The following is an 11,745-nucleotide window of genomic DNA, read 5'->3' as shown; positions in this document are numbered from 1 at the left end:
CAGCCCGTCCGGCGTTTGAGGACAAAGGGGGGTCTGGGGGCGCAGCCCCCAGGGATGGGAACGGGTAAGGGCGGCGGGGGCGAGAAAAGTTGACCTCAGTCCAAGTAGCCCCGTAGCTGGTCCGCGAAGGCGTGGTCCCTTAGTTTGTTCAGGGTTTTGGACTCGATCTGGCGGATGCGCTCCCGAGTGACGCCGAAGATCCGGCCGATCTCCTCCAGCGTGCGCGGACGCCCGTCCGCCAGGCCATAACGGAGTTGGACGACCTTGCGTTCCCGCTCCCCCAGCGTCGACAGCACCGCCTCCAGGTGCTCCCGCAACAGCAGGAACGCCGCCGACTCGACCGGCGAAGCCGCGTCCCCGTCCTCGATGAGGTCACCCAGCGCGACGTCGTCCTCCTCCCCCACCGGCGCGTGCAGCGACACCGGTTCCTGAGCGAGACGCAGCACCTCGCTCACCCGCTCGGGGAGCAGGTCCAAGTGGGCGGCCACCTCCTCGGGAGTCGGCTCGTAGCCGCGTTCCTGGAGCATCCGGCGCTGCACCCGGACAACCCGGTTGATCAGTTCGACCACATGTACGGGGACACGGATCGTACGGGCCTGGTCCGCGAGGGCGCGGGACATGGCCTGGCGGATCCACCAGGTCGCGTACGTCGAGAACTTGTAGCCGCGCGCGTAGTCGAACTTCTCGACCGCGCGGATCAGCCCCAGGTTTCCCTCCTGGACGAGGTCGAGCATCGTCAGCCCACGACCCACGTACCGTTTCGCCACCGACACCACCAGGCGCAGGTTGGCCTCGATCAGCCGGCGCTTGGCCATCCGGCCCATGACGACCAGCTTGTCCAGGTCGAGGGCCAACTGGCTGTCCAGGTCGGACGCGAGACGCAGTTTCTCCTCGGCGAACAGACCGGCCTCGACCCGGCGGGCGAGTTCGACCTCCTCGGCGGCGGTGAGCAGCGGGATACGGCCGATCTCCCGCAGATACTGGCGGAACAGGTCGGAGGAGGGCCCGCTGTTGTCGGCACGGGCGGGGGCGCGGACCGGCTCGATGACCTCGATCGGCTCGACCACCTCAACCTGTTCGACCGGCTCGATCCGGTCGATCGGTTCCGCAGTCTCGACCGCGTCCACCGCGTCGGCCGAAGGGCCGTCCGGTTCGGGCGGGCTCTCGGGGTGGTGCGCGACACGGCTCTGCGGAGGCACGGCCGCGATGACCTCGGCGACGTCGGTGACGTCCGCGATCTCGGTCTCGGCGTCGGGCTCCGTCACCGCGGTACTGCTGTCGGTCTGGGTGAGGGTCTGGGTCTGCACGGGGGCGACCTCCAGGATGATCGCTGCTGAGGCGTACGGCAGCGGTACTCGGGGGGCGGAGTGGGCGGCCTCGCCGCTGTCCGTCCCGTACGCGTTGAGCGGAACCGCGGGGGTGTCGGACCCGTTGTGGACGGGTCGGCCGCGCTCCGAGGACTCAGGCACCGGAACCCAGTGTGGAGTACGACACATCGCCGCCACGAGGGGCGTGCGACCACTTTTTGGGTCCGGTCCGTGACCACGCGGTTACCGTCGCAGCAAATCCGAGTGCTTGTTCGGGGTCCGACCTGGCACGATCGGCACGTGTCCGGTTCACTCTGCTCGACTCACGTCTACGAAACGCATGTCACCGTCCGCTGTGGAAGCCCCGCCGAGACGGAACGGCTGGGCCGCTGGGCGACCGCGGTCGGGCTGAAGTTGACGCACATCATCCTTGCCCGTGGCCGGATGCCGGCCCAGCCGATGCTCACCCTGACGGGATCCCCGTCGTACGCCGACGAATCGGCGCGGGCCCGGGAAGTCGCGGCGCTGCTGCGGGCGGACGGTTTCGAGCCGGTGCGCGTCAAGATCGAGTCGTCACCGTGGGCTCCCGAGGTGCCGAGTGAACCCTGTCTGGATGAGCGGTACTTCGAGCATCACGTGAAGCTGCGGCTGCCCTTGGACGCGGATCTCGACGCTCTGGCGGCGCGGGTCGTCCCGTACGGCGCACATCTTTCGTGGAACGCCCGCCGGGTCGCGCGGGGCGGGCGGTGGACCGAGCGGTTCGTGACTCAGCGGTGCCGGGGAGTGGACGCCACCGGCGCGGGGCGGGTGCTGGAACAGCTGCTGACGGAGCTGCGCGGGCTGGAAGTGGTCGACGTGGAGCGGGAGTTCGTGCTGTACGACAGTGACCTGTCCGTCGACGACGGATGGATCGAGGAGAACGGCGGCGTCGTGACCGCGTCGGACATACGGGAGGTGTGGGCATGAGGAACAAGTGGACCTGGCGCAGGCGGGTCGTGGCCGGCCTCGACGCGCCCAAGGACGCCCTCGACGACCGGACCCGGGAGGCCCAGGGGCTGCCCCGGACCCTGCGTACCGTGCCCGGTGAGGACGTCGTGCAGCGGCTGATCTTCGAACCCGCGCTGAAGCAGTACGACAACGCCTTCCGAGCCTCCGACCCGGGCTTCACCGACCCGGCCCGGGGCGAGGACTGGCGGGCCGCGCGACGCCGGGCGCTCGACCTCGTGCTCGACGCGATCGCCGGGTCCGAGTGGGCCGAGTCGCTGGTGCTGCGTGGGAGCGTGCTGATGGCGGCGTGGTTCGGCGAGGCCGCCCGCGAGCCCGGTGACCTGGACTTCGTCGTCGTACCGCCCACCTTTTCGATCGATGATCCCCGTGCGGGGCAGATGCTCGTCGGGATCGCGGCGGCTGCCGAGGCCCGGGGCGACGGCGAGGTGGGGTTTTCCGCGCGCGACGCGGTGGTCGAGGACATCTGGACCTACGACCGGGTGCCGGGCCGCCGTATGGTGCTGCCCTGGTCCGCGCCGGGGCTGCCCGGCGGCCATGTGCAGCTGGACTTCGTCTTCAACGAGCGGCTCGCCGAGCCGCCGGTGCCGGTGGAGCTGGCAGGCGGCGCACTGGTGTGGGCGGCGACTCCCGCGCTGTCGCTGGCCTGGAAGCTGATGTGGCTGATCAACGACATGTACGCGCAGGGCAAGGACCTGTACGACGCCGTGCTCCTGGCCGAGCGGTATCCACTCCCCCACGAACTGCTGGACGAGGTGTTCCGGCTCTCGGGCGAGTGGCCCCACTACGGCCGCGAGCGGATCCTGTTGGCGGACGTGGTGGACGCGGTGGGGTACGTCGAGTGGAATCACTTCGTCATGGAGTACCCGCAACTCGCGGACAGGGAGCGGGAGTTCGTGGACCGGTTGCTACGGGCGGTGACGCCGACCTTCGACGGGCGGGAGTGACAGCAGGTGTGACGGCGGCGGTCAGAGCGCCGTCGCCCCCTGCTCCCGCAGTGCCTGGTCGTACTGCTGGAGTACCCACAACTCGTTCTGTACGGCGGCCAGTTCGGCCGGGTCGCCGTGGGTGGCCAGGCGGGTGTGGGTCACCTGGACCTCCTGGATACGGCGTTCCACGGCTCTGCGGCGGACCGCGACCAGCTGGTCGCCGGCGTAGATGTCGTCGACCGTTCTGCGCATGATCGCCTCGACCGCCAGTTCCGTCACCATGGAGCGGACAGTGTTGTCGGGGGCCACCTCGCGGACGCGGACCAGATACTCCTGGGGGTCCTGGACGCCGTACTCCGCGCCGCCCGCTTCCATGATCGCCTGGCGTACGGCCGCGTAGGGGGCGGCCGTGAACTCGTCGATGCCGTAGGCGTCGAAGGCCGGGGAGACCAACTCGGGGCGCTGGAGGGCCAGTTTGAGGAGTTCGCGTTCCGTGGCGTAGACCGGGTTGCGGAGGTTCAGGGCGGGGCCGGAAGGGCCGCCGGATCGGGGCGTGGTCGCCTCGTACTGTTGCGGCCTGCCCTGCTGGCCGGTGGGGGCCGGGCCCTTGCCGCCTCGGTCGCGGGCCCAACGGGCCAGCTGGGCCACCCTCTTGACCACGAACTGGGTGTCCAGGATGCCGAGCATGCCCGCGAGCTGGACCGCGACCTCGTGCTGGGCGCCGCTGTTCTTGATGCGGGCCACGACCGGGGCCGCCTCGTCCAGTGCCGCCGCGCGGCCCGCCGGGGTTTCGAGGTCGTAGCGGGCGGCGATCTGGCGCAGGGCGAACTCGAAGAGGGGGGTGCGGGGTTCGGCGAGGTCGGCGACGGCCTGGTCGCCCTTCGCGAGGCGCAGGTCGCAGGGGTCCATGCCGTCGGGCGCGATCGCGATGTACGTCTCGGCGGCGAACTTCTGGTCGTCCTCGAAGGCGCGCAGGGCCGCCTTCTGGCCGGCCGCGTCGCCGTCGAAGGTGAAGATCACCCGGGCCGAGCCGTTGTCCATCAGCAGTCTGCGGAGGATCTTGATGTGTTCCGTGCCGAAGGCCGTGCCGCAGGTCGCGATCGCCGTCGTGACGCCGGCCAGGTGGCAGGCCATGACGTCCGTGTAGCCCTCGACGACGACCGCTCGGCTCGCCTTCGCGATGTCCTTCTTGGCGAGGTCGATGCCGTACAGGACCTGGGACTTGCGGTAGATCGGTGTGTCGGGGGTGTTCAGATACTTGGGGCCGTTGTCTGACTCGTACAGCTTTCGTGCGCCGAAGCCGACGACCTCGCCGCCGATGTCTCGGATCGGCCACATCAGGCGGCCCCGGAAGCGGTCGATGGGGCCTCGGCGGCCTTCCTGGGCCAGGCCGGAGAGGACGAGTTCCTTGTCCGTGAAGCCCTTGCCGCGGAGGTAGCGGGTGAGGTGGTCCCAGCCCTGGGGGCTGTAGCCGACGGAGAAGTGTTCCGCCGCCGACTGGTCGAAGCCGCGCTCCGCGAGGAACTTGCGGCCCGCGTCCGCCTCGGAGGTCGTCGCCAGCTGTTCCACGTACCACTGGGCCGCGATCTTGTGGGCCTCGACCAGGCGGATGCGCTCGCCGCGCTGGCCCGCCGGGTTGTAGCCGCCCTCCTCGTACCGCAGGGTGATGCCGGCCTGGCCGGCCAGGCGCTCGACCGCCTCGGAGAAGGAGAGGTGGTCGACCTTCATCACGAACGTGATGGTGTCGCCGCCTTCCTGGCAGCCGAAGCAGTGGAAGAGTCCCTTGCTCGGGCTGACCTGGAAGGACGGTGACTTCTCGTCGTGGAAGGGGCACAGGCCCTTGAGGTTGCCGCCGCCCGCGTTGCGCAGCTGGAGGTACTCGGACACCACGGCGTCGATCGGGACCGCGTCCCGAACCGCCTTCACGTCCTCGTCGTTGATCCTTCCGGCCACGCAGTGATTCTACGGGGGTCCACCGACAGTCCCGTGCCCTGGCGTCGCTACGGGACGAGGCTGTCCAGCGGTACGTGCGGGTCCGCCAGGGCCTCCGTGTCCACCTGGGACCGGGAGCGGATGAGCTGCTGGACGGTCTCTGTGACGTCCCACACGTTGACGTTCATCCCGGCCAGCACCCTGCCCTCCTTCACCCAGAAGGCGATGAACTCGCGCTTGCCCGCGTCTCCCCGGATCACCACCTGGTCGTAGGAGCCGGGGGGCGCCCAGCCCGAGTACTCCATGCCCATGTCGTACTGGTCGGAGAAGAAATACGGCACGCGGTCGTACGTCGATTCGCGGCCCAGCATCGCGCGGGCCGCCGCCGGGCCGCCGTTGAGGGCGTTGGCCCAGTGTTCGACGCGCAGCCTGGTGTCGTAGAGGGCGTGGTGGAAGGCGGCCACGTCACCGGCCGCGTAGATGTCCGGGTCGGAGGTCCGCAGATGTTCGTCGACCGCGATGCCGCCACCGTGCGCGCGCTCGGCGAGGGTCAGTCCCGCCGCCTCCGCCAGGGCCGTGCGCGGGGCGGCGCCGATGGCCGCCAGGACGTCGTGGGCCGGGTGCTCCTCGCCGTCGTCCGTACGGGCCGCGAGGACCATGCCGTCCTGGCCGACGATCTCCGTGAGGCGGGCGCCGAAGTGGAAGCGGACGCCGTGCTCGCGGTGCAGCTCCGCGAAGAGGTTGCCCAGCTCGGGGCCGAGCACCGAGTGCAGCGGGGTCGATTCCGGTTCCACGACGGTCACCTCGGCGCCGTACTCGCGTGCCGCCGCCGCGACCTCCAGGCCGATCCAGCCGGCGCCGGCGATCACGATGTGGCCGTTGTCGCGGCCCAGGGCCGCCAGGACGCCCTTGAGGCGCTCGGCGTGCGCGAGGCGGCGCAGGTGGTGGACACCGGCCAGACCGGTGCCCGGGATGTCCAGGCGGCGCGGCTCGGCGCCGGTGGCGATGAGCAGTTTGTCGTAGTGGACAAGGGTGCCGTCGTCACCGAAGCGGACCGTCTTCGCCGTACGGTCGATGGCGTCGACGGTCTGGCCGAGGTGGAGTTCGATGTCGTTGCGCGCGTACCACGCCGGTTCGTGGACGAAGACGCTGTCGCGCTCCTCCTTGCCGAGGAGGTAGCCCTTGGAGAGCGGGGGCCGCTCGTACGGGTGGTCGCGTTCGTCGCAGATCAGTATCACGCGGCCGGTGAAGCCCTCCGTCCGGAGCGTCTCGGCCGCTTTGGCGCCGGCCAGTCCGCCTCCGATGATGACGAATGTCTGATCCGCGTCGACCACTTGATGCCTCCTCGTAACGGTGCCGCCACATGCGAGCCTCCCGCACGGAGCGTGATGGGGGAAGAGGGAGTGGGCCGATCAGACCCACGGAGTGTCACATCCGGGCATGTCACGTGTGCCGGGCGGGATGTCCCGCGCACACGGGGCATGTGAGCCAAACCGGCGAAACCGAACACGAGTTGCAGAAAACCCCTTCTCGTGACCCTCGTAGCTCGCTAGCGTCCCTCCCACCTCGTTCGCACATCCACTGGGGAAGGACCTCTGTGAACGTATTACGCAAGGCATCGTCCCACTCGCGCAGAGCCGTGGCGGTCATCGCCGCCACCGCACTCGCGACACCGCTGCTGATCGCCTCCGCCGGAACGGCCGGCGCCCACGGCGGCCACGGCAACCCGGCCGGCGACGCCAGGAAGCTCGCGAAGACCCTGGTCAAGGAGTCGTCCGCGAAGGACGCGTACAAACACCTCAAGACCCTCCAGGCCATCTCCGACGCCAACGGCGGCAACCGCGCGGCCGGCACACCGGGCCACGACAAGTCCGCCCAGTACGTCTACAGGGTGCTGAAGAAGGCCGGTTACAAGGTCTCGTACGACAGCTTCGACTTCGACTACATCGAGACCCTCGCCGAGAAGGCCGCCGTGGTCTCGCCCACGCCGCGCGATCTCGGCATCACGGCGATGACGTACACGAAGTCGACGCCGGTGGGCGGGATCACGGCCGCGCTCGCCGCCGCCACGGTGGACGCCACCCCCGGCTGTGAGGCCGGTGACTACGCGGCCGGTGCCTTCACCGGCAGGATCGCGCTGATCAAGCGCGGTGGCTGCACCTTCGCGCAGAAGCAGATCGTCGCCTCCGAGGCGGGGGCCGTCGGCGCGATCATCTACAACAACACGGCGGGCGTCCTCTCCGGCACCCTCGGCGACGCGGCGAGCGGCCGGATCCCGACCGCCGGCCTCAGCCAGGCCGAGGGCGAGGCCCTCGCCGCCGATGTCGCGGCGGGTACGGTCACGGTCAGCTTCGAGGTCCGCCAGCTGATCGAGACCCGTACGACGAACAACGTGATCGCGGAGACCCGTGGCGGCGACGCTGACAACACGGTGTTCCTGGGCGCCCACCTCGACTCGGTCACCGCCGGCCCCGGCATCAACGACAACGGCTCCGGCTCGGCCGGCATCCTGGAGGTCGCCGAGGAACTCGCCGAGAACACGCGGTACGGCAAGCAGCCACCCAACAAGGTGAAGTTCGCCTTCTGGTCGGCCGAGGAACTCGGCCTGGTCGGCTCCGAGTCGTACGTCGAGCGGCTCACCGAGGAGCAGCGGGCGCAGATCAAGCTCTATCTGAACTTCGACATGATCGCCTCCCCGAACTACGCCCAGTTCGTGTACGACGGCGACGACTCGGACGCCGAGGGCGCGGGTGCGGGCCCGGAGGGATCGGCCCAGCTGGAGCGCGACATCAACGCGTTCCTCGACTCCAGGCGCACACCGCACCAGGGCACCGACTTCTCCGGCCGTTCCGACTACGGGCCGTTCATCGCGGTCGGCATCCCCTCCGGCGGCACCTTCACCGGCGCCGAGGGCATCAAGACCGACGCCCAGGCCGCACTGTTCGGCGGGACCGCCGGCGTGGCGTACGACGCGTGCTACCACGCGGCGTGCGACGACCTGGACAACATCAACATGAAGGCGTTCGGCATCAACATCGGGGTCATCGCCAACGCGGTGGGCACGTACGCCCACGACCTCAGCTCGCTCAGCACACCGGTCGTCTCCACGCCCACCACGGGCGGCGACGGCAGCGGCGGCGGGCTGCACCCCGGCCACGACGAGGTCGTGGCGGAGTAGTGCGGTAGTTGGTACGGCGTTCGGGAGAGTCGCGCGCTCTCCCGAATGCCGTGTCAGGCGGTCAGGCGTTCGTGGAGCGAGCGGGCGGCGGCGTCCGTGAGCGAGGCGATCTGGTCGACGATCACGCGTTTGCGGGCCCGGTCGTCGGGGGCCTCGTCGAAGAGCGCGCGGAACTGGGGTTCCAGGCCGTCCGGGGCGCGGGCGGTGAGTGCCTCGGCCAGCTCCGCGACGACGATCCGCTGGTCCGCGCGGAGCACTTCCTGCTCGGCACGCTGCATGACGTACCGGTCGGCGACCGCCTTCAGGACCGCGCACTCCAGCCTGGTCTCGCGCGGTACGACGAGTTCGGCGGTGTACCGGGTGAGCGGGCCGCTGCCGTACGCCGCGCGCGTGGCGCCCTCGGCGGCGAGGCAGAAGCGGCCGATGAGCTGGCTGGTGGCGTCCTTGAGGCGGGCCTGGGCGACGGCCGAGCCGTCGTAGCCGTGCGGCCACCACGGCTGGTTCTGGAGCCGGTCCAGGGCTTCCGCCAGTTCCGCCGGGTCGGTGTCCAGCGGGACATACCGGCCGAGGGCGACCGCGAAGACCTCCTGGCGTTCGGATTCCGTGTGCAGGGCGGCCGGGTCGAGGTGGCCGGCGTGCAGGCCGTCCTCGACGTCGTGCACCGAGTACGCCACGTCGTCGGCCCAGTCCATGACCTGGGCCTCGAAGGTGGTGCGGGTGCCGGGGGCGTCCTTGCGGAGCCAGTCGAAGACGGGGCGGTCGTCCTCGTAGACGCCGAACTTGGGGGACCCGGGGTCGGTGGGGTGGGCGCCGCGCGGCCAGGGGTACTTGGTGGCGGCGTCCAGGACGGCCCGGGTGAGGTTGAGGCCGACCGAGCCTTCCGGGGTGAACCGCTTGGGCTCGATGCGGGTGAGGAGTCTCAGGGACTGGGCGTTGCCCTCGAATCCGCCGCAGTCCTCCGCGAACTCGTTCAGTGCCTGTTCGCCGTTGTGGCCGAAAGGGGGGTGACCCAGGTCGTGGGCGAGGCAGGCGGCTTCGACGAGGTCGGGGTCGCAGCCCAGGGCCGCGCCCAGCTCTCGGCCTACCTGGGCGCATTCCAGGGAGTGGGTGAGGCGGGTGCGGGGGCTGGCGTCCCAGCTGTGGCTGCGGGTGCCCGGGGTGACGACCTGGGTCTTGCCTGCGAGGCGGCGCAGGGCTGCTGAGTGGAGGATTCGGGCGCGGTCGCGTTGGAAGGCGGTTCGGCCGGGGCGCTTGTCCGGTTCCGGGGCCCAGCGTTCTGTTGACGACAGGTCGTACGACATGTCTCGACAGTACGGGCAGGGACTGACAAACGGGGTGCGCGTTCCTGTCTGGCGGGTGCGCCGTTTCGTCTGCCGGGTGTGGTTATACGGCGAGTGCGGGCCGGTGGGGGCTGGTCGCGCAGTTCCCCGCGCCCCTGAGGGAGTCGCCCCTTAGCGGAGTTGACAATGCCTGGTCGTAGCGGTGTAGGAGGAGGTTTGCCATGGCCGGGTGTGTGCCCAGGGGGGCCGACGCGATCCATGGGGCCGTTTCCGCGCACTCTGTCGCGAAGCGGCCGGGGGCCGTGAAGTAGGAGGCGATGGCCACCCTTGTGCGGCCGCTCGCCTTCAAGGCCTTGATGGCGTTCGGGACCGTCGGGGTGGCTGTCGTGGCGTAGGCGGGGATCACCGGGACGCCCAGGCAGTCGGCGAGGAGTTGGGCCGTGCGGGCCGTGTCGACCTTGGACTCGGGGTCCCGGGAGCCCGCTGCCGCCAGGACGACCGCGCTCTGCCGCCGGGTCTCGTGGTCCGTCCGCGCAGGCCAGCCCGCCTCGACCAGGCGGGCGTACAGGGCGTCCACCAGGAGGGGGTGCGGGCCCAGCGCGGGGGCGACGCGCGCGTGCACCCGTGATTCGGCGGCCATCTCGGGGATGTCGCGCTTGACGTGGTAGCCGCGGCTGAGGAGGAGCGGGACGAGGATCGCCTCGCGGTCGCCGAGGGTGGCGAGCGTGTCGGGGAGGAGGGGCTCGTTCAGCTCGATGTGACCGAGGTGGACCGGCAGGCCGGGGCGCAGGGCGCGGACCTGGTCGAGGAGGGTGCGTACGGTGCTCAGGGCGCGCGGGTCACGGCTGCCGTGGGCCACGACGACGAGCGCGGGCGGCTCGGGGCGGCGCCTGCCGGCGAGGGACACCAGGCTGAGCTGGCCGGCGAGCTGACTGCTGATCCGGTTCATGAGGTGCGCCGTACTGTCGAGGTGGGTTCCCGGGAGCGGGTGGGCGTCGGGGGTGGGGGTGGGGCTTGGCGTGGCGGTCTGGCTGGGGGTCGGGCTGAAGGTGGCGGTGGACTCGTCGTGTGGTGGGTTCGACGGCGTCATGGACCGATGGTCGCGGGGGGAGGTTGCCACCCCGTTGCGCGAAGATATCGATGCTTTTCCACAGGTTCACGGTGGGGCGGGGGGTCACTGTGAGGTGGCTTGACCTGCGCATTCGGTCGGGCAGGTGAGGCCGATCACGTGCGTTGGCGTGAACCGTGGGGCCTCGCGTCACGTCCCTGACTGTCGTAGGCCGACCTGGAGGTACCGCCCGTGAGACTCCGCAGACCCCGTCTGCCGCGCACCCGTACCGGGCAGCGGAGGCTGGTGCAGGCCGTGATGCTCGGGTGCGTGGTGGCGTTGCTGCCGGCCACATGGATGTTCGTCGCCACGGGTGACCGGCTGCGGGGTGTCTCGGACGTGCCGCGTACCGATGTCGCCGTCGTCTTCGGGGCCGGGTTGTGGGACGGGGAGCCGTCTCCGTATCTCGCGCATCGGTTGGACGCGGCGGCGGAGTTGTACCGGGCGGGGCGGGTGAAGGTGGTGCTCGTGACCGGGGACAACAGCCGGGAGGACTATGACGAGCCGGATGCGATGCGGGGGTATCTGACACGGCACGGGGTGCCGGACGGGCGGATCGTGAGCGACTATGCCGGGTTCGACACGTGGGACTCGTGTGTCCGCGCGAAGAAGATCTTCGGGGTGGACCGGGCCGTGTTGATCAGTCAGGGGTTTCATATTCGTCGGGCGGTGGCGTTGTGCGAGGCGGCGGGGGTGGAGTCGTACGGGGTCGGGGTTGAGGATCGGCATGATGTGACGTGGTACTACGGCGGGGTGCGGGAGATTTTCGCGGCGGGCAAGGCTGCGGTGGATGTGGTGTTCGAGCCTGATCCGCGGTTTCTTGGGCCGGTGGAGGTGGGGGTGGAGCGGGCGTTGGGGGGTGGGTGAACGTGGGGGTTGTTCTCGCCCCCGCCGCCCCTACCCGTTCCCATCCTCGGGGGCGCTGCCCCCGAACCCCCTTTGTCCTCAAACGCCGGACGGGCTGACCATCCAGCCCGTCCGGCGTTTGAGGACAAGGCCCGTTCAG

Annotated in this window: 9 protein-coding genes; 4 read left to right on the top strand and 5 right to left on the bottom strand. The window is 70.2% G+C overall.

Going from position 1 to position 11,745, the window contains the following annotated elements; translation table 11 throughout:
• Positions 1-95: 95 nt before the first annotated feature.
• A complete protein-coding gene (locus ACFYXF_RS19535) occupies positions 96-1,469 on the bottom strand; it encodes an RNA polymerase sigma factor (RefSeq protein WP_389350850.1) in 1,374 nt (457 codons plus the stop codon).
• A 138-nt stretch (positions 1,470-1,607) separates the two neighbouring features.
• Here ACFYXF_RS19535 and ACFYXF_RS19530 point away from each other — a divergent pair, with 138 nt between their 5' ends.
• Positions 1,608-2,273 (top strand): hypothetical protein, encoded by a 666-nt coding sequence (locus ACFYXF_RS19530; protein WP_389350849.1) that lies wholly within the window; start codon positions 1,608-1,610, stop codon positions 2,271-2,273.
• Positions 2,270-3,259 carry a nucleotidyl transferase AbiEii/AbiGii toxin family protein gene (locus ACFYXF_RS19525; RefSeq protein WP_389350848.1) on the top strand — a complete coding sequence of 330 codons (990 nt, stop codon included), beginning with the start codon at positions 2,270-2,272 and terminating at the stop codon, positions 3,257-3,259. Before ACFYXF_RS19530 ends, ACFYXF_RS19525 begins: the two co-directional genes overlap by 4 nt.
• Positions 3,260-3,280: 21 nt before the next feature.
• Here ACFYXF_RS19525 and dnaG read toward each other — a convergent pair whose 3' ends face one another.
• Together dnaG and ACFYXF_RS19515 are read right to left on the bottom strand one after the other, a co-directional pair.
• The gene (dnaG, locus tag ACFYXF_RS19520; protein ID WP_389350847.1) at positions 3,281-5,194 is read right to left on the bottom strand and encodes a DNA primase; all 1,914 of its coding nucleotides are present in this window, start codon (positions 5,192-5,194) and stop codon (positions 3,281-3,283) included.
• Between the two features lie 47 nt (positions 5,195-5,241).
• A complete protein-coding gene (locus ACFYXF_RS19515; RefSeq protein WP_389350846.1) occupies positions 5,242-6,507 on the bottom strand; it encodes an NAD(P)/FAD-dependent oxidoreductase in 1,266 nt (421 codons plus the stop codon).
• A gap of 263 nt (positions 6,508-6,770) precedes the next feature.
• Between ACFYXF_RS19515 and ACFYXF_RS19510 the strand changes: the two genes are divergently transcribed.
• The gene (locus ACFYXF_RS19510) at positions 6,771-8,351 is read left to right on the top strand and encodes a M28 family metallopeptidase (RefSeq protein WP_389350845.1); all 1,581 of its coding nucleotides are present in this window, start codon (positions 6,771-6,773) and stop codon (positions 8,349-8,351) included.
• 53 nt (positions 8,352-8,404) lie between these two features.
• Here the strand turns inward: ACFYXF_RS19510 and ACFYXF_RS19505 are convergent, their stop codons facing one another.
• Positions 8,405-9,652, bottom strand: coding sequence for a deoxyguanosinetriphosphate triphosphohydrolase (locus tag ACFYXF_RS19505; RefSeq protein ID WP_389350844.1), 1,248 nt, complete (start codon positions 9,650-9,652; stop codon positions 8,405-8,407).
• 82 nt (positions 9,653-9,734) lie between these two features.
• On the bottom strand, positions 9,735-10,580 hold the full coding sequence (locus ACFYXF_RS19500; RefSeq protein ID WP_389351203.1) for a sirohydrochlorin chelatase: 846 nt from the start codon (positions 10,578-10,580) through the stop codon (positions 9,735-9,737).
• A 351-nt stretch (positions 10,581-10,931) separates the two neighbouring features.
• Between ACFYXF_RS19500 and ACFYXF_RS19495 the strand changes: the two genes are divergently transcribed.
• Positions 10,932-11,606 carry a vancomycin high temperature exclusion protein gene (locus tag ACFYXF_RS19495; protein ID WP_389350843.1) on the top strand — a complete coding sequence of 225 codons (675 nt, stop codon included), beginning with the start codon at positions 10,932-10,934 and terminating at the stop codon, positions 11,604-11,606.
• Positions 11,607-11,745 lie beyond the last annotated feature (139 nt).

This window comes from Streptomyces sp. NPDC002680 (assembly GCF_042889145.1).
In the GTDB taxonomy this organism is placed as follows: Bacteria; Actinomycetota; Actinomycetes; order Streptomycetales; family Streptomycetaceae; genus Streptomyces; species Streptomyces adonidis.
This window is presented reverse-complemented; position numbering and strand designations above follow the sequence as displayed.

Excerpts from the sequence above, each read along its gene's own strand:
- ACFYXF_RS19505 (WP_389350844.1), bottom strand. The coding sequence starts at position 9,652 with ATGTCGTACGACCTGTCGTCAACAGAACGCTGGGCCCCGGAACCGGAC.
- ACFYXF_RS19500 (WP_389351203.1), bottom strand. The coding sequence starts at position 10,580 with ATGAACCGGATCAGCAGTCAGCTCGCCGGCCAGCTCAGCCTGGTGTCC.
- ACFYXF_RS19525 (WP_389350848.1), top strand. The coding sequence starts at position 2,270 with ATGAGGAACAAGTGGACCTGGCGCAGGCGGGTCGTGGCCGGCCTCGAC.